Annotated in this window: 17 protein-coding genes; 12 read left to right on the plus strand and 5 right to left on the minus strand. The window is 63.8% G+C overall.

What is annotated here, in order from left to right; genetic code table 11:
• Positions 1-186: 186 nt before the first annotated feature.
• On the minus strand, positions 187-906 hold the full coding sequence (locus BMW90_RS21375) for a plasmid recombination protein (protein ID WP_074839042.1): 720 nt from the start codon (positions 904-906) through the stop codon (positions 187-189).
• 473 nt (positions 907-1379) lie between these two features.
• On the opposite strand from BMW90_RS21375, the gene BMW90_RS21385 reads away from it, so the two are divergent.
• The 3 genes from BMW90_RS21385 (at position 1380) to BMW90_RS21395 (ending at position 2769) form a co-directional block, all read left to right on the plus strand.
• A complete protein-coding gene (locus BMW90_RS21385; protein ID WP_139211508.1) occupies positions 1380-1778 on the plus strand; it encodes a hypothetical protein in 399 nt (132 codons plus the stop codon).
• Between the two features lie 146 nt (positions 1779-1924).
• Positions 1925-2305: a hypothetical protein gene (locus tag BMW90_RS21390; protein ID WP_074839048.1), complete on the plus strand. Its 381-nt coding sequence runs from the start codon at positions 1925-1927 to the stop codon at positions 2303-2305.
• The gene (locus tag BMW90_RS21395) at positions 2302-2769 is read left to right on the plus strand and encodes a hypothetical protein (RefSeq protein ID WP_139211510.1); all 468 of its coding nucleotides are present in this window, start codon (positions 2302-2304) and stop codon (positions 2767-2769) included. The genes BMW90_RS21390 and BMW90_RS21395 overlap by 4 nt, the downstream gene beginning before the upstream one ends.
• A gap of 184 nt (positions 2770-2953) precedes the next feature.
• Here the strand turns inward: BMW90_RS21395 and BMW90_RS21400 are convergent, their stop codons facing one another.
• Both BMW90_RS21400 and BMW90_RS21405 read right to left on the minus strand, forming a co-directional pair.
• Positions 2954-4393 (minus strand): DUF6538 domain-containing protein, encoded by a 1440-nt coding sequence (locus BMW90_RS21400; RefSeq protein ID WP_074839055.1) that lies wholly within the window; start codon positions 4391-4393, stop codon positions 2954-2956.
• Positions 4394-4610: 217 nt separating this feature from the next.
• Positions 4611-5225 (minus strand): response regulator transcription factor, encoded by a 615-nt coding sequence (locus BMW90_RS21405; protein ID WP_074839200.1) that lies wholly within the window; start codon positions 5223-5225, stop codon positions 4611-4613.
• A gap of 311 nt (positions 5226-5536) precedes the next feature.
• Between BMW90_RS21405 and BMW90_RS21410 the strand changes: the two genes are divergently transcribed.
• From BMW90_RS21410 to BMW90_RS21435, 6 genes are all read left to right on the plus strand, one after another.
• On the plus strand, positions 5537-6241 hold the full coding sequence (locus BMW90_RS21410) for a WecB/TagA/CpsF family glycosyltransferase (protein ID WP_074839058.1): 705 nt from the start codon (positions 5537-5539) through the stop codon (positions 6239-6241).
• A 696-nt stretch (positions 6242-6937) separates the two neighbouring features.
• Positions 6938-8545, plus strand: coding sequence for an ABC transporter substrate-binding protein (locus BMW90_RS21415; protein WP_048533433.1), 1608 nt, complete (start codon positions 6938-6940; stop codon positions 8543-8545).
• A gap of 110 nt (positions 8546-8655) precedes the next feature.
• Positions 8656-9612: an ABC transporter permease gene (locus tag BMW90_RS21420; protein WP_048533432.1), complete on the plus strand. Its 957-nt coding sequence runs from the start codon at positions 8656-8658 to the stop codon at positions 9610-9612.
• Positions 9613-9624: 12 nt separating this feature from the next.
• The gene (locus BMW90_RS21425; RefSeq protein WP_074839059.1) at positions 9625-10686 is read left to right on the plus strand and encodes an ABC transporter permease; all 1062 of its coding nucleotides are present in this window, start codon (positions 9625-9627) and stop codon (positions 10684-10686) included.
• A gap of 5 nt (positions 10687-10691) precedes the next feature.
• Positions 10692-12344 carry an ABC transporter ATP-binding protein gene (locus tag BMW90_RS21430; RefSeq protein ID WP_048533430.1) on the plus strand — a complete coding sequence of 551 codons (1653 nt, stop codon included), beginning with the start codon at positions 10692-10694 and terminating at the stop codon, positions 12342-12344.
• Between the two features lie 460 nt (positions 12345-12804).
• Positions 12805-14097, plus strand: a complete 1293-nt coding sequence (locus BMW90_RS21435; RefSeq protein WP_074839061.1) for a M24 family metallopeptidase — start codon at positions 12805-12807, stop codon at positions 14095-14097.
• A gap of 6 nt (positions 14098-14103) precedes the next feature.
• On the opposite strand, the gene BMW90_RS21440 is transcribed toward BMW90_RS21435, so the two are convergent.
• Positions 14104-15531, minus strand: a complete 1428-nt coding sequence (locus BMW90_RS21440; RefSeq protein ID WP_074839063.1) for an aldehyde dehydrogenase family protein — start codon at positions 15529-15531, stop codon at positions 14104-14106.
• 121 nt (positions 15532-15652) lie between these two features.
• On the opposite strand from BMW90_RS21440, the gene BMW90_RS21445 reads away from it, so the two are divergent.
• The 3 genes from BMW90_RS21445 to BMW90_RS21455 all read left to right on the plus strand — a co-directional run bounded on the left by BMW90_RS21445 (position 15653) and on the right by BMW90_RS21455 (position 18502).
• A complete protein-coding gene (locus tag BMW90_RS21445) occupies positions 15653-16306 on the plus strand; it encodes a peroxiredoxin (RefSeq protein WP_048533427.1) in 654 nt (217 codons plus the stop codon).
• A gap of 281 nt (positions 16307-16587) precedes the next feature.
• A complete protein-coding gene (locus BMW90_RS21450) occupies positions 16588-17631 on the plus strand; it encodes a succinylglutamate desuccinylase/aspartoacylase family protein (protein WP_048533426.1) in 1044 nt (347 codons plus the stop codon).
• Positions 17632-17716: 85 nt separating this feature from the next.
• Entirely contained in the window at positions 17717-18502 is a 786-nt protein-coding gene (locus BMW90_RS21455; protein ID WP_074839066.1) for a TIGR00266 family protein, read from the plus strand.
• Positions 18503-18676: 174 nt separating this feature from the next.
• On the opposite strand, the gene pnp is transcribed toward BMW90_RS21455, so the two are convergent.
• A complete protein-coding gene (gene pnp / locus BMW90_RS21460) occupies positions 18677-20809 on the minus strand; it encodes a polyribonucleotide nucleotidyltransferase (protein WP_074839068.1) in 2133 nt (710 codons plus the stop codon).
• Positions 20810-20941: the final 132 nt, after the last annotated feature.

Here is a 20941-nt window from a genome sequence, read left to right on the forward strand (position 1 = left end):
CACGGTCGCTCATCCCTTTGGTCAGCTTCAGCCTCAAGACATCTCGTATACGGCGCATCAGCAATCGTTTCGTTGGCATTCGGGTCCCTCCAATTTCCGGAGAGAACTCCTAAGGTCAGAACGCCGGTCTGACCTGCCCACGATCGTCTGGAATCCGTGCCCAAGATCACGCGGAATGCGTGCCCATCATCCCGTGGAAAACCTGCCCAACATCAGCTGGAACACGCAGTAGTGCTCTCCTGCGACGTCCTGCAACAACTCGTAGTCGGCCAGCAGGGGGTTCGCCGAGGGCTGGATGAGCCGCTGTGTTCCGCGCGTTTTGTTTGTCTTCTCTGCGGTCACGAAAATGACTGCATGAAAATGTGGAACTTCTTCGTCGAGATCCAAGCGCAGGTGGCGCACTGATCCCGGGAAATTCTGCTCGAAGAACTCCAGAGTTGCTTCTTCGAACGCCGCAATTTTCGTCTTGCTCAGGATGTGCACCACCTCCCCGCCGTCTTTGTCGACACCGTAGGTCACCAGCAGGTCTTCGGGGTCTGATCGGTCTTCGGCCTCGAAATACTCGCAGTTTGCGGTCACGATCGCTTCGCGGATGGGACCTTGAGAATTGCCATACCATGGCTTGATAAGCCCAGCCTCCTTGCGCAACGCGGCTTCCTTCTTGCGCTTTCGCGCCATACATGCCGCTATCTCTTCGTCGAGGTTCAGCTGTTTCATTGCGCGGATCTCCTCGCGCATCCCTTCTGCAAAGGTCTGGCCGACATAAACCTTGTTGCGATGCGAGAACTGAAGCTCAATATTCTCAAGGGGGCCGCCGCTGCGCTTGGCGTGCATCTCGATGCGCGCAAGCGCCGCAGGGAACAAACTGGCAAGCCGAAAAACGATCGGGTGCTTCTTCTCTGACATGGACCTATCTCCTCACCATCCGGTGGGGAGATCGCGCCTTATCCCTGTGGCCGCTCCTGACGGGCGCAGAATGAATACTCAGTAGGAAACTCGCACTCCGGCTGCGCCTGCGTTCGATTTTCCTCCTTCGCCCAGGGCGCTGCCCCGGAACCCCGCGCCTCCGGCGAGGCCCCTTGCGCCGGGGAGGCGGTCCTACGCGGACAGCGGCAGGGCGTTCGCCACCCCTGCACTCCAGCGCCTCCGGCGGGTCAGAGGGAAGTCGTTCCGCACTCTCCCCTCCGACACCTCCCCGCTGCTCGGGCCTCCCCGGCCCCGGCGATGAAAGGGCAGGCCCTCTCCTCGACCTCTCCCATCATGACCATCGGCTTCTCCGAGGCGGAAGCATCGATCCAGGTTCTCAGTGCGGTGCCGTGCCTCGACCTCCTGCCGCCCATCTCCTCTGCGGGAAGGAGATGGGCGATAGGAGGTTTGCCATGACAGATCGACCAAGCGGGGGAGGTAACGATCGTGACATCGGCCCCCATCTGGCCATTAGCGCAATAGGCCACCCCAAGCGTCAGTGCCGGGCCATCCCCTTTCTGACGATAATCCAGTGCCTCGCAACACGTGATCTCGAAGCCTACTGTGGAAGCGTCTACCTGGGGGCTGTGACGCCGACTGAACCGGGCAGCAGCGATGAAGTCGCAGAGATCTACACCGTGGCGCTAATCGAATTGCTTGAGGTTCTTGGTCGGATGTCGAACCATGAGCGCATGCTTGTCGTCGAGGGGATAAGTAGGCAGCTGGATATCTCGTCCGCACCGTCGCGCCCCGGCCTGTTGGCGGCGGGCAGTTCTGAAATTGCATGGCGCGACGATGCGTTCACTGGGTGATCCCGGGAGTGAACAGCGCTGCGTCCGCTGGGCCCCGGCTCCTCTCTGCGAGAGCCGTGGCCAAGCAGACGCAGCGCGGAGGAACTGACAGTCGAACGAACTTGACCCGGCCATGAGCCGGACACTCCGGAAAACCAGGAGACAACATGTTCGACCACCATCCCAAATTCACCTCACCGCGCACCGAGTTGCAGGCCTTCGTCGAGAACCAGCATGACGGCCTGCTCGATGCTGCTGAGCAACTCGGCGGGCCCGATGGGCTGCGCCTCGCGCATACCGTCATCGACGGCCTCCGTCGGCCCCAAACGCCAACTGAGCGGACTCTCACGGCGTGCCGCGAGTTGCTCGAACTTCTGATGCTCGAGCACGTGCATGACCCGGCGCGCGTCGAGGCCGAGCGCTTCGCGCTTCTCGATCCTGCATGGCCGGTCGTCGAAGACATCTGCCTGCTCGCCGATGAGTTCCACGACATCCTCGAGGACTACCTTAACGACGCCAGCAGTAAGCCGGTCCAGGTGGCAGCATGAGCAAACTACTCGGCGATATGCCTCCACTCACCACCCTGATCGACGGCGTCGAGATGACATCGGAGATCGTCGTCCGCCTCGTCACAATCGCCTACTGGCAGTCGCATATTGCCTACACAGAACTGATGGACAACGTCGTCCCTCGACTTCACCCGCTGAAACGGGGCTTTCCGCTCCGGGTGGCTGAGAGGATGGATGGAGACCTTGTCTTCGAGAAGGGTTTTGCCGCCGACCTGAGCAACCTAATCGCTTCGCTGGAGGCCGAGATCGAGGCCGGGACTCACGTTTACTGGCATGGCGACGAATACCACTGTCGCGGCGGATACGAGGAGGTCTTTCGCGAACCCGGTGTTGACGACTTTCGGCGCGCGGTGAGCGAGCTCGTGGTTCTGCATGAAGCCGTGGTCGCATCTACCTGCGCCGTTCGGAGCATGCGGGACGCCGGCAAGCTCATGAGCTTCTGATCCCATGCAGCGCCCCTCATCGGGCGCTGCACCTTGAGGGCCTCAGGGCCAAGCCACCGGCCGGATCACCGGGGGCAGGCGTGCCGGCATCCACTCTTTCTGCTGCTAAGGCTGGCGCGCCCTTGACCGACTTGCCGCACCCCGTCTTGCGCGGTTTTAGGGTATTCTTGGTCCCAGGGCATATCTACTCCAACCGAAAGCCCGCTTCTTCGCGCAATCGATCCAACTCTGCCCTGATTGCCTTCCTCGGCCGTGGTTTCCAACCGTCTCCCTCAATACCGACGAGCTCCTGAAGAAGAGCGCGGACACGCAGCTCTAAATCACTGCCGTAAACAGGGCGGCCCCGGAGCTTGCCGATCGAATGCCCCATGAGATGCGCTCGTTCCTCGTTGCTCAACTCGGCCGCATCCATTCGGTCCTCGAAGGAATGGCGGAGGCCGCTGATGACGTAGCGCCCGGATGTCCCCTGAGGCAGCGGCGGGAAGAGGCCGTTGTCGCGGAGGTATCCATTCACTTCGCCTGAGAAGGACGCCTTTCCGCGATACCTCGCAAAACCCCTTGGATGCCTGCGCATGGCCGCGAGGGCGGGACCGAGCAGCACCACAGCTCGTGATGTGGAGCCCCTCTTTAGCTCGCGCCTGTCTTCCCCTTCCAGAACGACACGCAGCATGATGTGGGGAATCGGGGCGTCCAAATGGATGTCTTCTTCTGGAATGTCATAGATTTCAGACGCCCGGCAGCCGCATATCGCCGCGATAATCGAGATGTCTGACGCCTGTTGGTTGAGGCCCTCGAGCACCCTGTCCCCGATCAGCCGCCCGCATATCCACTTCTCAGGCAACGGGAGCTTTTTCCGCTCATCGTCAGAGGGGTCGTAGGATAGCTTCGCGACGCCCAGCCCTTCGAAAAAGTTGACCCGCTTGCTCTTCGCCAACCGGATATCATCGAAGTGTGCGTTGATCATCTGGCGAACATACCGGACCTGCTTGTTGGCATAATTCGTCGTTACTTGACCAGACTTGGCGCGCTTCTTCCAGAAGTCCTCGTAGTCAGTCGCGTCCTGCTCGGAGATCTTGAGAACGGTCCGCTTTCCGATCACTGCGGTGAAATCCTTTGCCGCCCGCTTATAGTTCCCACACCACTCGCGGAGCTGGCGGGGGTTCTTCGCGCGAATCTCGGCCTCTTTCAAATCCGGCATTCGCTCCGCCATCTCGGCGAGCGTCGCATCCGGTAGATCGAGCGTCCCAAGCGCAGCGGGAACCGCCGCGGAATTCAGATCCATGCTGGCGATAAGCTCGATGCGCGAGAGAAGGTCGTCTATCGGTCCCGTCAGCAGATCGTCCAGCGGCCTAAACGTCAGCCCCCAGCCCTTTAGAAGCTCGATGGAGGTATCGAAGATCGCGCGGGTGTCGGCCGCTTTTCCGGCCCGTCTCGCGCGCCACTCCGCGAACAGCGCCGCTCTGGCGTTCGCGCATTTCGCTTCGGCGTCCACCCGGTCACGGGTCTTCAGCGACCTATTGATCTCGAGAAGAGGTTCGACGTCCGCGAACTCGGCCGGAACGCGCATGCGAAGGTAGTAGGTTTTTCCCCGGAGTTCGAGGTAATCGGCGGTGGAGGTTGCCACAGAATCTGCTCCACATTCTGCCCCACAAAGGAGTCGGTTTTCAGAAACCCCATCCAGATCCGGATGGAGCGGTTTCGCCCTGAAAACTTGGGTTCATCTGTGCAAACAGGGAAAAACCGATTGTTCCTCATCCCTGCCTCTCCTGGGCACCAATTCCCCTTGCAGATATGGCCGGAATTCCGAACGCTCCGAGGATCGGGCCGTCGTCCGGGGGCTGTCAGAACAGCCCGGCATCCTTGGCCACAATGGCCGCCTGCGTGCGGTTCGACACGCCGATCTTGCGATATAGCGTCTTCATGTGCAGCTTCACCGTCGGCTCGCGAATGTCGAGGTCGCGGGCGATCTCCTTGTTGGATTTGCCCTGCGTCAGGCCTTCGAGCACCTCGAGTTCGCGCGGAGAGAGCTTGTCGGTCAGCGGGTGGGCCTCGTCCTCTTCGGCCGCGCGCATGAAGTCGAGCGGGGCGTATTGCTCGCCCACCGCCATGAAGCGCACCGCATTGACCAGCGATTTTCCCGAAAGCGTCTTGGGCAGGAAGCCGGCGGCGCCCTTGGCCAGCGCCGTCTCGGCGACCGAGCGGTTGGCGGTGCCCGAGATGATCGCGACCCGCTGCGCGCCGTCCTGCGCCATCATCCTGGCCAGCCCGTCGAGCCCGTTCATCCCGGGCATGTCGTAATCCAGCAGGATCAGGTCAAAGGCCGCGCCGGCGCGCAGCTTGGCTTCGGCATCGGGCAGGCTAGCGGCGGTGACGGTCTCGAAACTGCCCTCGGCGTCGAGAAAGGCCTTGAGCGTATCCCGCAGAAGATCGTGATCGTCGGCGATCAGCACCCGCATCATTTTGATTGCTCCTGCCTTTCCCATCCTGCACGCGGCGCCTGATCGAACGGCCCACCGTGTCAGCGCGGGCAATTGTAAGGCGTGTCAGGCGATCTTGCCGCAGGATGCGCTGTGGCCCAAGGGGAAAAGCCGGGCGACATTGGCCTGACCGGATGGATGGGGCGTCTCTGCCCAATGGATGCGGCACCTGAGCGAAGGGGCAGGCGGCGGCGCGGCCGGTGCTGGGGGGCACCATCCGCACAGTTGAGAATCCCCCTGCGGTCGGCGCACCTCTTCGGGCGTTCAGTTGCCACTTCAGGAAAACCGGTATGAGTTTCGCCCCTCTTTCGCCCGACTTCATCCGCGCCCTTTGTGCCGCCGCCGCGCCGACGCTGCCGCGGGTGCGGCTGTTCGGTCTCGACCTCGTCAATGCCTCGCCCGCCATGGTGGTCGATGCGCTGATGGTGGTGCAGCAGCCGCAGCGGCTGACCTTTTTCAATGCCGATTGCGCCAATCTCGCGCTGTGCGATGGCGAATACCGGGCGGCGCTGACTTCGGCCGATCTGATCCTGCCGGGCGGCCGCTGCGTGCCGCTGGCCGCACGTGTGGCGCGCCACAGCGGCCCCGCATTCCTCCCGCGTCTGCTCGCGCGGGCGGCGCGGGCCGGGCGCAAGGTCTTTCTGGTGGGTGGCCCGCCCGGCGTGGCGGAGCGGGTGGCCAACCGGCTCTGCCTGGCCATTCCCGGCCTGCGGATTGTCGGCACCCGCGACGGTCTGGGCGGCATCGAGAACGAGACCGAAACCGTCGCGGCGATCAATGCGAGCGGCGCGGATATCGTCATCGCCGGTCTCGGGCTGCCGCACAGCGACGTCTGGCTCGCGGATGTCTCGCCCAGGCTGACCGCGCGCCTTACCCTGGCCACCGGCCCCCTGCGCGATGTCGGCTCAGGCCACATGCGCCGCACGCCCCGGCTCCGGGGGCTGACGCTTGCCCCGCAAGCCGGCATGGCAGCCCCCGGAGCCGGGCGTTTCTGAGCCGGGGGTCCGGCGCCGTCGGGGCGGATTGCGCCGGTCGCGGCACGGCCGGAGCGGGCTTTGGCTGGCCAAAAGGTCGGAATCGGGCCCGGAAAGATCGGTTTTCGTACCTGTGGCCGTCAAATTCCGTCCCACACTCCTCCGACGAGGAGACCGGATGTGACAGCAACGCGCAGTGATCGGCCAGAATGCGGGACCGGCGGACCAGAGACCGCCCCGCCCGTTGCCGAATCCGCCGCGGAACGACCGGCCGCCGCCGCCCGCGCCGGGGAGAGCTGAGGCCCATGGTTGCAAGCCAGAACAGGCCGTGCGAAAACGACACCTCTGTCGCTTTTGACACTCCTGCTGCAATCGTCACAAGAGGCCAGTTTGCGAAAAAGGCAAGAGATTTCGACATTTTGAGTGGATTAGCGCCGACGATCATGTTTCGATGGTGGTGTCGTTTTCCCGCAGAGGAACGACGCATCCGGCACCGGGGGCTGGCGTTGCCAAACCGGTTCGAGAGCGCGCGCGCCTGTGCGGATGCCACACAGGAACATAGGGATGAGCATTTCAGAATGCGTCGATCGACAGACCCGTCCTGCCGCGTGAGTGGACAGACAGACATGACCTTCGGTCGATGTGCCCCCGCAGGGGCCACGGCATGACCCGCACCTCAAGGGCGGGCATTCGCATGACAACAGGGAGACACAGACCATGCGTAACAAAAAAGACCTGAGCCTGATCGACAGGCTGTCCCACGAGGCGCGTCTCGGCCGCCTGTCGCGCCGCGATTTCATGCGCCATTCGGCCGCCGCCGGCCTGACCGCCGCCGCCGCCACCGGCCTGTGGACATCCGAAGCCAAGGCGCAGCCCAAATCCGGCGGCACCTTCCGCGTCGCGATCCACGACAACAACACCTCGGACACCCACAACCCGGGCACCTATCTGTCGATCCAGCAGATTTTCCTGGCCCACACCCACCGCGCCTATCTGACCCTGATCAACACCGACCAGACCCTGGGCGGCGACGTGGCCGAGGATTGGTCCGGCTCCGAGGATGCCTCGGAATGGACCTTCAAGCTGCGCGACAACGTGACGTTCCACGATGGCCGCAAATGCACCGCCGATGACGTCATCGCCTCGATGAACTTTCACCGCGGCGAGGCCTCGACCTCGGCCGCCAAGGCGCTTCTGGCCGATGTCGCGGATATCACCAAGACCGACGACCTCACCGTTGTGTTCACGCTTACCGGCCCGAACGCCGATCTGCCCTGGCTGATGACCGACTATCACCTGACCATCCAGCCGGCGAGCGAGGACGGCATCGAATGGCGCAACGGCATCGGCTGCGGCCCCTACAAGATCGTCGATGGCGAATTCGGCGTCGGCTTCAAGCTCGAGCGCCATGACGGCTGGCACGGCGAAGGCGCCTATTTCGACGCGGTCGAGATGATCGCGATCAACGATCCCAATGCCCGCCAGACCGCGCTTGTCACCGGTGACGTCGATGCGGTCTCGGCCATCGACCTCAAGACCATGGCGCTGATGCAGCGCAATCCGCAGCTGATCGTGGACAATGTGCCCTCGGCCTCGGCGATCACCATGCCGATGCACACCAACACCGCGCCTTATGACGATGTCGATGTGCGCATGGCGCTGAAACTGGCGATGAACCGCGAAGAGATCGTCGAAAAGATCGCCTTTGGTGCGGGCACCGCCGGCAACGATTTCCACCATTCGCCGGCCCAGCCCTATTATCCCGAGGGGCTCGACCAGCTCAGCTATGACCCCGACCAGGCCAGGGCATTGCTCAAGAAGGCCGGTCACGAGAACCTCAAGATCAACCTGTCCTCGGCGGAATCGATCTTCTCGGGCGCGGTCGACATGTGCGTGCTTTATTCCGAGCAGGCCAAGGCGGCGGGGATCGACATCACTGTCGTGCGCGAGCCCAACGACGGTTATTATTCCGACGTCTGGCTGAAAAAGCCGTTCTGCGCCGTGGCCTGGGGCGCGCGCCCGACGCCCGACGTGATGTACACCCTGGCCTACAAGGCGGATGCCGCCTGGAACGAAAGCTTCTGGGTCAACGAGCGCTTCAACGAGCTGCTTTTGCAGGGCAAGTCCGAGCTGGACGATGCCAAACGGTCGGAAATCTATCGCGAAATGGCCCAGATCGCCCGCGACGATGGCGGCACGATCATCCCGTTCTTCCGCAACTTCGTCTACGGCCGCCGCTCCAACGTCCAGAACACCGGCGAGCTTGCCGCAAGCTGGGAAATGGACGGCTGCCGCGCCGCCAGCCGCTGGTGGTTCGACGGCTAAGCCGTGCAATCAGCCGTGGCGGTCCGGGGTGTTCCCGGGCCGCCGCACCGGCCTCTGACCGGGCCCAAGAACCCGCGCACCCCGCGGCATAAAAGCAAAGGGAGAGCCTCATGGGGGACATTCTCGGCCTCGTCCTGAAGCGTCTGGGCTTTGGCCTCATCACGCTTCTGATCATTTCGATCATCATCTTTTTCATGGTCGAACTGCTGCCCGGCGACATCGCCGAAGCGGTTCTGGGCCAAGGTGCGACACCGGAAAACCTCGCCGCCCTGCGCGAGGAAATGGGGCTGAACAAGCCCGCCTTCGTGCGATATTTCGAATGGCTCGGCGGTGCCGTCGTCGGAGATTTCGGCAATTCGGTCGTCTCGGGCGAACGGGTCAGCACGCTGATCACCGAACGTTTCATCAACACGCTGTTCCTGGCCGCCTATGCCGCGGTGATCGCTGTGCCCTTTGCCATCACCCTGGGCGTGATCGTGGCGCTGCTGCGCAACACGCTGTTCGACCGGGTGGCCAATGTGCTGACGCTGACCTCGATCTCCAGCCCAGAGTTCTTTCTCGGCTACATCCTGATCCTCTATCTCTCGGTCAAGACCGGCATGTTCCCCGCCATTTCCAGCCTGCGGGCCGACATGTCCTTTGCCGATCTGCTGCATCGCACCTTCCTGCCGGCGCTGACGCTGGTGCTGGTGGTCACCGCGCATATGATGCGGATGACCCGCGCCGCGATCATCAACCTGCTGGCCTCGCCCTATATCGAAATGGCGCGGCTCAAGGGCACGCCGCCGTGGAAGGTGATCGTGAAACACGCGCTGCCCAACGCCTGGGCGCCGATCATCAACGTCATCGCGCTGAACCTGGCCTATCTGATCACCGGCGTCGTGCTGGTCGAGGTGGTGTTTGTCTATCCCGGCATCGGCCAGGCGCTGGTCGACGCGGTGTCCAAACGCGATTTCCCGATCGTCCAGGCCTGTTGCCTGATCTTCGCCGCGACCTTCATCCTGCTCAACCTGGCGGCGGATGTCGGCGCCATTCTCACCAACCCGCGCCTGCGGCATCCGAAGTAAGGGAGAGAGATCATGAGCGTATTTGTCGTTCTTTACTTCGCCTGCCTGATCATCGCATCATGCCTGGCGGCCTTCTATGAAAAGCGCGGGCCGTTTATCCTGCTGTTCTCGCTGACCCTCGTCAGCTTCATCCTCGGCATCGTCGGCGGCACCGGTGCGCTGCGCTTTGTCGCCATCGCGGCCGCGGTGCTGGCCTTTGCCGCCGGGGTCGCCTTCTGCTTCCGCGAGTTCCTGGTGGTGCTGCTGCCCACCAAGATCGGCAAGGAGCTGAAAACCGCGCCGCTGACCGCCGCCTTCGGCTTGTTCGTGATCTTCACCTATGCCATCGCCGCGATCTTTGCGCCTTGGATCGCGCCTTACGGCGAAAGCGAGGTCATCGCCTCGTCCTTTGCTCCGGCGGACGAAAACATGCTTCTGGGCGCCGATCAGCTTGGCCGCGACATGTTCAGCCGGATCATCTACGGCGCGCGCAACTCGGTGGGTCTGGCGCTGGCGGCGACCATCGCGGCCTTCTTCCTGGGCGCGGCGGCCGGGCTTCTGGCGGCCACCAAGGGCGGCTGGTTCGATCAGTTCATGGGCCGCTTCGCCGATGTGATCATGTCGATCCCCTCGTTGATCTTTGCCCTGTTGATGCTGTCGATCTTCGGGCCGCAGGTTTTCGTGATCATCGTCGCCGTCGCCATCATCTATGCGCCGCGGGTCTTCCGCCTGACGCGGGCGGTGGCTGGCAACGTGGTGGTGATGGACTATATCGAAGCTGCCAAGCTGCGCGGCGAGAAGGACAGCTATCTGATCCGCAGGGAGATCCTGCCCAATTCCACGGCGCCGCTGATCGCCGAGTTCGGGCTCGAGTTCTGCTTTGTCTTCCTGCTGGTGGCGGGGTTGTCGTTCCTCGGCCTGGGCATTCAGCCGCCAACCGCGGACTGGGGCTCGATGGTGCGCGAAAACGCGACGCTGATCTCGTTCGGCGACATCACCCCGCTGATCCCGGCGGCGGCGATCGCCTTGCTGACCGTGGCGGTCAACTTCGTTGTCGACTGGATGCTGTTCCGGTCCTCCGGCCTGAAGGAGTAACCTAGATGGTACACGACAAATCCGTTCTGCTCGAGATCAAGGATCTCAGGATCGAAGGCTACACCGGCGAGGTCTGGGTGCCGATCATCAAGGGCGTCGACCTGACCCTGCACCGCGGCGAGGTGATGGGCCTGATCGGCGAATCCGGGGCCGGAAAATCCACCATCGGCGCCGCCGCCATGGGCTATGCCCGCGACGGCACGCGCATTGTCGAAGGCTCCAAGATCGAGTTCGACGGCATGGAGCTGACCACCGCCACCGAAGGCGAGCGACGCGCGCTGCGCGGCTCGCGCATCGCCTATGTGGCGCAATCGGCGGCGGCGTCTTTCAACCCGGCGCACAAGATCATCGACCAACACACCGAAGCGCCGCTGCACTACCGCATCCAGAAGCGGATGGAGGCGCAAGAGGATGCGATGGACCTCTACGAGCGTCTGCGCCTGCCGAACCCCAAGGAAATCGGCTTCCGCTATCCGCACCAGGTCTCGGGCGGGCAGCTCCAGCGGGCAATGACGGCGATGGCGATGTCCTGCCGGCCCGACCTGATCATCTTTGACGAGCCGACCACCGCGCTCGACGTGACCACCCAGATCGAGGTGCTGGCGGCGATCCGCGACATCGTGGATCAGTTCAACACGGCGGCGATCTACATTACCCATGACCTCGCCGTGGTGGCGCAGATGGCCGACACCATCAAGGTGCTGCTCAAGGGCGAAGAGGTCGAGCAGCAGCCGACCGAGGAGATGCTGGACAATCCGCAGGAGGATTACACCAAGTCGCTCTGGGCGGTGCGCAGCTTTGAACGGCCGCAGAAATCGCGGCCCGAGGGCGAGACGCCGCTGATCTCGGTGCAGGATGTCGATGCCTCTTATACCGGCGGCGACAAGGTGCTCGATGGCGTCTCCTTCGACATCCACAAGGGGATGACCGTCGCGGTCGTGGGCGAATCCGGCTCCGGCAAATCCACCACCGCGCGGGTGATCACCGGGCTCTTGCCGCCGTCGAACGGCCAGGTCCTGTTTCAGGGCGAGCCGCTGCCGCCGCGCTATCAGGACCGGACCAAGGATCAGTTGCGGCAGGCGCAGATGATCTATCAGATGGCCGATACCGCGCTCAATCCCAAGGTGCGGATCTCCGAGATCATCGGTCGCCCGGCGCAGTTCTATTCCGGCCTCTCGGGCACGGAGCTGAAACACCGGGTGGACGAGCTGCTCGACCTGATCGAGCTTGATCCCTCCAAGTTCTACAACCGCTATCCGCCAGAGCTGTCCGGCGGACAGAAACAACGCATCGGCATTGCCCGGGCGCTGGCGGCTGAGCCCAGCTTCATCATCTGCGACGAGGTCACTTCGGCGCTCGATCAGCTTGTGGCCGAGGGGATTCTCAAGTTGCTGGACCGGCTGCAAAACGAGCTGGACCTGGCCTATATGTTCATCACCCACGATCTGGCGACCGTGCGGTCGATCGCCGATGAGGTGGTGGTGATGCAGCATGGCAAGGTGGTGGAGCAGGGGCCCAAGGACAAGATGTTCACCCCGCCGCATCACCCCTATACCGACCTGCTGCTCAGTTCGGTGCCCGAGATGGACCCGAACTGGCTGACCACCCTGCTGGAAGAGCGCGGCGTCGACAACGTCGGCGAGGCGGCCGACGTCTGACCTTCCGGGGCGCGAACGCGAAAACCTGTCCGGTCCATGAAGAACCGGATTGAAGCTGATTGCAAAAGGGGTTAGAAGGCCGCGACGGCGTCAGGTCATTGCCATTCCGGTGGCCACCATCGTGGCCAGCAGAATGCCATAGACGACAAACACTGCCGGCAAAGTGCCGGCGCGGGTGCGCGCATCGCGGATGATTTCGTCACGTGTCATCATTGGTCCACTCCTCGGGTATTGAGCGGTTGGCATCCAATGGCGCTTGGCCATGAATCGCAGGTAGGCCAACCATCTGAGTCGAACAAGCGCTCTCTGTTCAAAATCAATGAATCGCCTGCATACCCGGTTTGCGTCTGGCGCATACCGGGGGCAATCGTGCCGTTTCCGGGACAGTCCCGTCGCAATTGGACCTCGCGCCGCGCCGGACAGCTTCTAGCGTCCCCGCAGGTAAAGGGAGACATCAGCCATGGCAAATTTCGACTGGCACGCCGAGCGCAGCGATTTGACCGCCATTGCGCTGCTCGACCGCGCGCCGGAAAGTGCCGCCATCGACCTGCGCGCGGTCTATCACTATCGCCGCGACCGGCTGCGCCACGAGATGGCGGCACGCGGGTTCGGCGCGGTGATCCTCTCGGACCCGGTCAACATCCGCTACGCCACCGGCACCCGCAACATGCAGGTGTTTTCGATGCGCAATGCGCCGTCGCGTTATCTGTTGCTGACCGCCGACCGCGCGATCCTGTTCGAATTCACCGGCTGCCTGCATCTGGCCGATGGCTTCGACACCATCGACGAGGTGCGCCCGGCGCGCACCGCCAGTTTCGTTGCCGCCGGGCCAGAGATCGCCGCGCGCGAAAAGGCCTGGGCGGCGGAAATGGGCGATCTGATTGCCGGGCTTGTCGGCCGCGGCGCCAAGGTGGGCATGGAGCGGCTGAACGCCGGCACGGCAATTGCGCTTGGCGAACAGGGGTTCACGGTGGCGGACGCGCAGGCGCCGGTGGAAATGGCCCGCGCGATCAAATCGGCGGAAGAGATGAAATGCGTCCGCGCCAGCCTGCGCGCGACCGAGGCGGCAGTGGGCGAGTTGCGCGCGGCCCTGCGGCCGGGGATGACCGAGAACCAGCTCTGGGCGGTGATGCATCAGGCGGTGATCGCCGGCAATGGCGATTACTGCGAGACCCGGCTGCTCAATGCGGGCGCCCGGACCAACCCCTGGTTTCAGGAAAGCGCGCATCATGTGATCGGCGCAGGCGATCTGGTGGCGCTCGACACCGATGTGGTCGGCTGCCACGGCTATTATTCGGATTTCTCGCGTACCTTTCACGCCGGGCCGGGCAGGCCCACGGGCGCGCAGAAAACGCTCTATCAGACCGCGCTCGAACAGGTCTATCACAACATGGAGATCCTGCGCCCGGGCCTGAGCTTTCGCAAGTATGCCGAGGCCGCCTGGGAGATCCCGGACCGCTATTTCGCCAACCGCTATTACCTGTCGTCGCATGGCTGCGGCATGACCGGCGAATATCCCTATCTCTACCACCGCGCGGATTTTCCCGATGCGGGGTATGACGGGGTGATCGAACCGGGGATGACGATCTGTGTCGAAAGCTACATCGGAGAAGAGGGCGGGCCCGAAGGCGTGAAGCTGGAACAGCAGGTGCTGATCACCGAGACCGGCATCGAACTGCTGTCGGAATTTCCCTTCGAGGCGTCCCTGATGGACGCCTCGTTTCAGCCGGCCTTGCCGGTGCCCCGGATCTGAGCGCGGCTATTCCGCCGCCCAGCCCGACACCGCCTTGACCTCGAGGAACTCATCGAGGCCATGCGCTCCGCCTTCGCGGCCGTTGCCCGACTGCTTGTAGCCGCCGAAGGGCGAGCCCTGGGCAAAGCCCTGGCCGTTGGTCTCGATCATCCCGGCGCGCAGACGCCGTGCCACTCGGCGGCGCTTGTCGTCATCCCGGGTCTGGACATAATCGGCGAGGCCATAAGGCGTGTCATTGGCGATCGCCACCGCCTCGTCCTCGCTGTCGAAAGGCTGGATCGACAGCACCGGGCCAAAGATCTCTTCCTGCGCGATGGTCATGTCGTTGCTGACATCGGCAAAGACCGTCGGGCGCACGAAATAGCCGCGATTGAGCCCCTCGGGCCGCCCGGGCCCGCCGGCCACCAGCCGTGCCTCCTGCATGCCGGTCTCGATCAATTTCTGGATCTTGTCGAACTGCACTTCCGAGACAACCGGTCCGATGAATTTGCCCGCCTCCGAGGCCGGGCCGACCCGGGTTGCCTCGGCCACCTGCACCGCGGTCTCGATCGCCGCGTCATAGCGCGAGCGTTCCACCAGCATGCGCGTCGGCGCGTTGCAGGATTGGCCCGAATTGGCAAAGCAATGCCGCGCACCGCGTTTGACCGCATCTTCATCGGCATCGGCAAAGATGATGTTGGCGCCCTTGCCGCCCAATTCGAGTGAGACCCGCTTGAGCGTATCGGCGGCGGCCTTGGAGATGGCGATCCCGGCCCGGGTGGAGCCGGTAAAGGAAATCATGTCGACATCCCGGTGCTTCGAAAGCTGCGTGCCCACGCCCGACCCGTCGCCATTGACGAGGTTGAAAACCCCCTTGGGAAACCCCGCCTGATCGACGAATTCGGCAAAGAGCAGCGACGACAGCGGCGCCACCTCGGAGGGCTTCAGCACCACGGTGCAGCCGGCGGCCAGCGCCGGAAAGACCTTGAGCACCACCTGGTTCATCGGCCAGTTCCACGGCGTGATCAGCCCGCAGACGCCGATCGGCTCTTTCAGGTGCTTTTCGGTGGCGGTGAAGTCGCTTTCGAAGCGGAACCCCTCGAGCGCCTTGAAGAAGCCGCCCATGTGCCAGATGCCGGCGCCGACCTGGTTGGCGTTGGCATAGTCGATGGGCGCGCCCATCTCCTTGCTGATCGCGGAACCCATCTCGGCGGCGCGGGATTTGTAGATCTCGTAGAGTTTGCGCAGCAGCGCCACACGGTCTTCCGGCGGCGTCGCGGCCCAGCCGTCAAAGGCGGCGCGCGCGGCGGCGACGGCGGCATCGGTGTCGGCCTGATCGCCGAGCGAGATCACCGCGCAGGGCTCTTCTGTGGACGGGTCGATGACGTCAAGATCGCGCGGCGCGGCCGGGTTCACCCAGGCACCGTCGATGTAGAACTGGCGTTTCTCGATCATTGGTTGACCTCCCTTGGATTAGCGGCACTGTGTCACCACATCAGTGGGGTCACAAGAGACCGAACGCGAAATTTGATCAAATCTTTCGGCGCCGCCGGAAGGGCAAACCAGAGGAGTTACCATGGGACTGCGCATCAACGACACCGTGCCGAATTTTACCGCCGAGACGGACCAGGGCAGCATCACGTTCCACGACTGGATCGGTGACAACTGGGCGATCCTGTTCTCGCACCCCAAGGATTTCACCCCGGTCTGCACCACCGAGTTCGGCGCGGTGGCGCAGCTTGCCGATGAATGGGAAAAGCGCGGCACCAAGGTGCTCGGCATTTCCGTCGACGGCGTCGAGGATCACAAGGGCTGGAAAAAGGACATCGAGCTTGTTGCCGGCACCAAGGCGGGGTTCCCGATCATTGCCGACAACGGGCTGGCGGTGTCCAAGGCCTTTGACATGCTGCCGGCCGAATACTACCTGCCCGACAATCCGACACCGAACGACAGTGCCACGGTGCGCGTGGTCTATATCATCGGGCCGGACAAGCAGCTCAAGCTGTCGATGACCTATCCGATGAATGTCGGCCGCAACTTCGCCGAGGTGCTGCGCGCGCTCGACGGGCTGCAAACCGCCGCCAAACACGGTGTCGCCACCCCGGCCAACTGGCAGGTTGGCCAGGACGTGATCATCCCGACCGCCGTCAACGACGAGGCGGCCAAGGAAAAGTTCGGCGAATTCGAGACCGTTCTGCCCTATCTGCGCAAGACCAAGGCGCCGGCCTGAACCAAGCCATCTAGCTTCGGGAAGGCGGCCCCGCGTCGCCCTCCCTTGGCCCCTTCGGCCTCAAGGTCGAGGCCCCGGCGCGGCGGCCGGGGCGCGGCCCCCGAAACCACCCCGTCCCGGCCCCCGCGCCGGGACCTCTGCGCCGACCTTCGCCCCAACATCCCCAAGCGACACATTCCGGCATTATGCATGGCCGGCGCGGAACGCCGGCCATGGACAATCTCACCCGGATGCCTCCTAATCCCGCGACGCGACAGACAGGAGAGGGTCGGAAGACGAAGATGACGAAACGGGCGGCATTTGAAATCGGCGGCAAGACGTTTGAACCCGGCAGCGACGGGATCGTCGAACTGCCGGTCAGCCAGATGCCCGATCACACACCGGTCACCATGGCGGTGCATGTCTTTCACGGCAAACGCCCCGGCCCGGTGGTCTTTGTCTCGGCGGCGATCCACGGCGACGAGGTGATCGGCGTCGAGGTGGTCCGCCGCCTGTTGCGCGCCAAGCCGATCGAGCGGCTGGCCGGCACCCTGCTGGCGGTGCCGATCGTCAATTCCTTCGGCTTCATCAACCATTCGCGCTACCTGCCCGACCGGCGCGATCTCAACCGCTGTTTTCCGGGGCATCCCTCGGGCTCGCTGGCGGCACGTCTGGCGCATATCTTCATGACCGAGATTGTCGCCCGCTCCGACCTTGGCATCGACCTGCATTCCGCCGCCATCCGGCGCGAGAACCTGCCGCAGATCCGCCTGACCCCCGGCAATGCACGGCTGGCCGAGCTGGGCCGCGCCTTTGGCGCACCGGTGATGCTGCAATCGCGGCTGCGCGACGGGTCGCTGCGCCATGCCGCCGAAGAGATGGGGTGTGACGTGCTGCTCTACGAGGCGGGCGAGGGGCTGCGGTTTGACGAATACGCCGCCCGCGCCGGGCTCTCGGGGATACTGCGGGTGATGCATAAGCTTGGCATGATCGGCGCCCGCGGGGTGCCGCAGGTCAAGACGCCGCCGCTGCTGTCGGAACGCTCGAGCTGGCTGCGCGCGCCCCTGGGCGGGCTGCTGCGCACCTATCGCACCATTGGCGATTACGTCACCGAGGGCGAGGTGCTGGGCGTGGTGGCCGATCCCACCGGCGATGTCGAGGAAGAGGTGCTGAGCGAGATCGAAGGCATCATTATCGGCCGCACCAACATGCCGGTGGTCAATGAGGGCGACGCGCTGTTCCACATCGCGCTGACCCCGTCGGAGAAGGTGGCCGAGGCGGTGGTGGGCGAGATGTCGGCCCAGCGCGAGGCCGCGCCGCTGTTCGACGAAGACGAGATTATCTGACGTAAGGGCAGGAAAACCTGCCTTTTCGCAAGCGCGCTCAGGGGGCTATCATTCGGCAGCGGGACAGGACGGAAGGGATCATGCCATGCGTTGCCACGAGGTGGATTACGAGGTTTTTGGCGACGACATGCAGATCGTCGAGGTCGAGCTCGATCCCGGCGAGACGGTGATCGCCGAAGCCGGCGCCATGAACTACATGGAAGACGGCATCACCTTCGAAAGCCGCATGGGCGACGGCTCCACCCCCACCAGCGGCGTGATGGGCGCGCTGATGAACGTCGGCAAGCGGGTACTGACCGGCGAATCGATCTTTCTCACTCATTTCACCAACCAGGGCCGGGACAAGCACCGCGTCGCCTTTGCCGCGCCGTATCCGGGCAAGATCGTGCCGCTGGACATGGCGCAGCTCGGCGGCGAGATCATCTGCCAGAAGGATGCCTTTCTCTGCGCCGCCTTCGGCACCCGCACCGACATCGCCTTTCAGAAGAAGCTGGGCGTCGGGTTCTTTGGTGGCGAGGGCTTCATCCTGCAACGGCTGAACGGTGACGGCATGGCCTTTGTGCATGCCGGCGGCACGTTGATCCGGCGCGATTTGCAGGCCGGCGAGGTGCTGCGCGTCGACACCGGCTGTATCGCGGCCTTTACCTCCGGGATCGATTATTCCATCGCCCGGGCCGGCAACCTCAAGAGCATGGTCTTCGGCGGCGAAGGCCTGTTCCTCGCCACCCTGCGCGGCCCCGGCACGGTCTTTCTGCAAAGCCTGCCGTTCTCGCGGCTGGCCGACCGGGTGCTGCAAGCCGGGGGCATCGGCGGCAACAAGGGCGAAGGTTCGGTCCTCGGCGGATTGGGCGACATGTTCGGCGACCGCTGACGGCGGCGCTGGCGCGATCCCCGTCCCGGACCCGATCCGGGACCTCACCCCCCCTGCCAGCCATGAGGCCCCGGATCGGGTCCGGGGCGCGGCGCGTGTCTGACCTGTCGCAGCGCAATGAAAAAAGCCCCGGCGTCTCCACCGGGGCTCTTCGTATCTCGCATGAGGCGCGGGTTATTCCGCGCTCTCTTCCTTCTTGGCCTCTTCGCCGGTCTCCTGATCGATGACTTTCATCGACAGGCGCACCTTGCCGCGATCGTCGAAGCCCAGCAGCTTGACCCAGACTTCCTGGCCTTCCTTGAGCACATCCGAGGGATGGTTCAACCGGCGGTTCTCGATCTGGGAGACGTGCACCAGGCCGTCACGCTTGCCGAAGAAGTTCACGAAGGCGCCGAAATCGACGATCTTCACGACCTTGCCCTTGTAGATCTTGCCTTCCTCGGGCTCGGCCACGATCGAGTGGATCATGTCATAGGCCTTCTGGATGGCTTCCCCGTCCGGCGAGGCGATCTTGATGATGCCGTCGTCGTTGATGTCGACCTTGGCCCCCGACTGCTCGACGATCTCGCGGATCACCTTGCCGCCCGAGCCGATCACTTCGCGGATCTTGTCGGTCGGGATCTGCATGGTCTCGATGCGCGGCGCGTGGATCGAGAATTCCGCGGCGCCGGTCAGCGCCTTGTTCATCTCGCCCAGGATGTGCATCCGGCCGTCCTTGGCCTGGGCCAGGGCGTTCTTCATGATCTCGGGCGTGATGCCCGCGACCTTGATATCCATTTGCAGCGAGGTGATGCCGTTTTCGGTGCCCGCGACCTTGAAGTCCATGTCGCCGAGGTGATCCTCGTCGCCGAGGATGTCGGTCAGGATGGCATAATCGCCGTCGTCTTCCAGGATCAGGCCCATGGCCACACCGGCCACGGCCGATTTCAGCGGCACACCGGCGTCCATCATCGACAGCGAGCCGCCGCAGACCGAAGCCATCGAGGACGAGCCGTTCGATTCGGTGATCTCCGACACCACGCGGATGGTGTAGGGGAAATCGGTCGGCGCCGGCAGGACAGCTTGCAGCGCGCGCCAGGCCAGCTTGCCGTGACCGATTTCACGACGGCCCGGAGGGCCCACGCGACCGGCTTCACCGACCGAATAGGGCGGGAAGTTGTAGTGCAGCAGGAAGTTGGATTTGAAGTTGCCGTGCAGCGCGTCGATGAACTGTTCGTCATCGCCGGTGCCCAGCGTGGTCACCACGAGACCCTGGGTCTCGCCCCGGGTGAACAGCGCCGAACCGTGGGTCCGCGGCAGCAGGCCGGTTTCGCATTCGATGCCGCGCACGGTCTTGGTGTCGCGGCCATCGATCCGCTTGCCGCCCTTGACCACGTCGCCGCGCAGGATGCCGGCTTCGAGTTTCTTGAGTGCCGCGCCGAGATTGGCGTCTTCGAGCTGCTCTTCGGTCAGCTTTTCCTTGATCGCGGTGCGCGCGGCGTTGACCGCGGCGGTGCGCTCCTGCTTGTCGGTGATGGCGAATGCGGCGCGCATCTGCTCTTCACCGGCGGTTTTCACCGCGTCAAAGAGCGCGGAGTAATCCGGCGGCTGGAAGTCGAAGGGCTCTTTCGCCGCTTCTTCGGCCAGGCTGATGATCAGGTCGATCACCGGCTGGATCTGTTCGTGCGCAAAGGTCACCGCGCCGAGCATTTCCTCTTCGGTCAGCTCGTAGGCTTCCGATTCGACCATCATCACGGCGTCCTTGGTGCCGGCGACGACGAGGTCCAGACGCTGTTCGGGGTTGAGGCGCAGGTCGTGCATGTCCTCGACCTCGGGGTTGAGGATGTAGTCGCCATCCACGTACCCCACGCGGCAGCCGGCGATCGGGCCCATGAAGGGCGCGCCGGAGATCGTCAGCGCGGCCGAAGCGGCGATCATCGCCACGATGTCGGGGTCGTTGACCAGATCGTGGCTCAGCACGGTGCACATGACGAGGACTTCATGCTTGAAGCCGTCAACGAACAGCGGGCGGATCGGGCGGTCGATCAGGCGTGCGGTCAGCGTCTCTTTTTCGGTCGGACGCGCCTCGCGCTTGAAAAAGCCGCCGGGGACTTTGCCGGCAGCGTAGTATTTTTCCTGGTAGTGCACGGTCAGGGGAAAGAAATCCTGACCCGGCTTCGGCTCCTTGGCGAAGGTCACGTTGGCCATGACGGAGGTCTCGCCCAGCGTGGCGATGACCGAGCCGTCGGCCTGGCGGGCGACCTTGCCGGTTTCCAGCGTGAGCGTCTCTTCGCCCCACTGCATGCTTTTCTTGGAAATATTGAACATCTGCGTATCCTGTATGGGGCGCTCCCGGGCGTATCCCGGGTCCCCGTTTGAATGGCGGCCCCATTGCCGCCGACCCCTTTCATCATTTCATGCGCCGGGGTCGGAGCGTCACGTCTCAGATGCCGGCTGGAA

It is taken from the genome of Marinovum algicola (genome assembly GCF_900109145.1).
Lineage (GTDB): Bacteria > Pseudomonadota > Alphaproteobacteria > Rhodobacterales > Rhodobacteraceae > Marinovum > Marinovum algicola.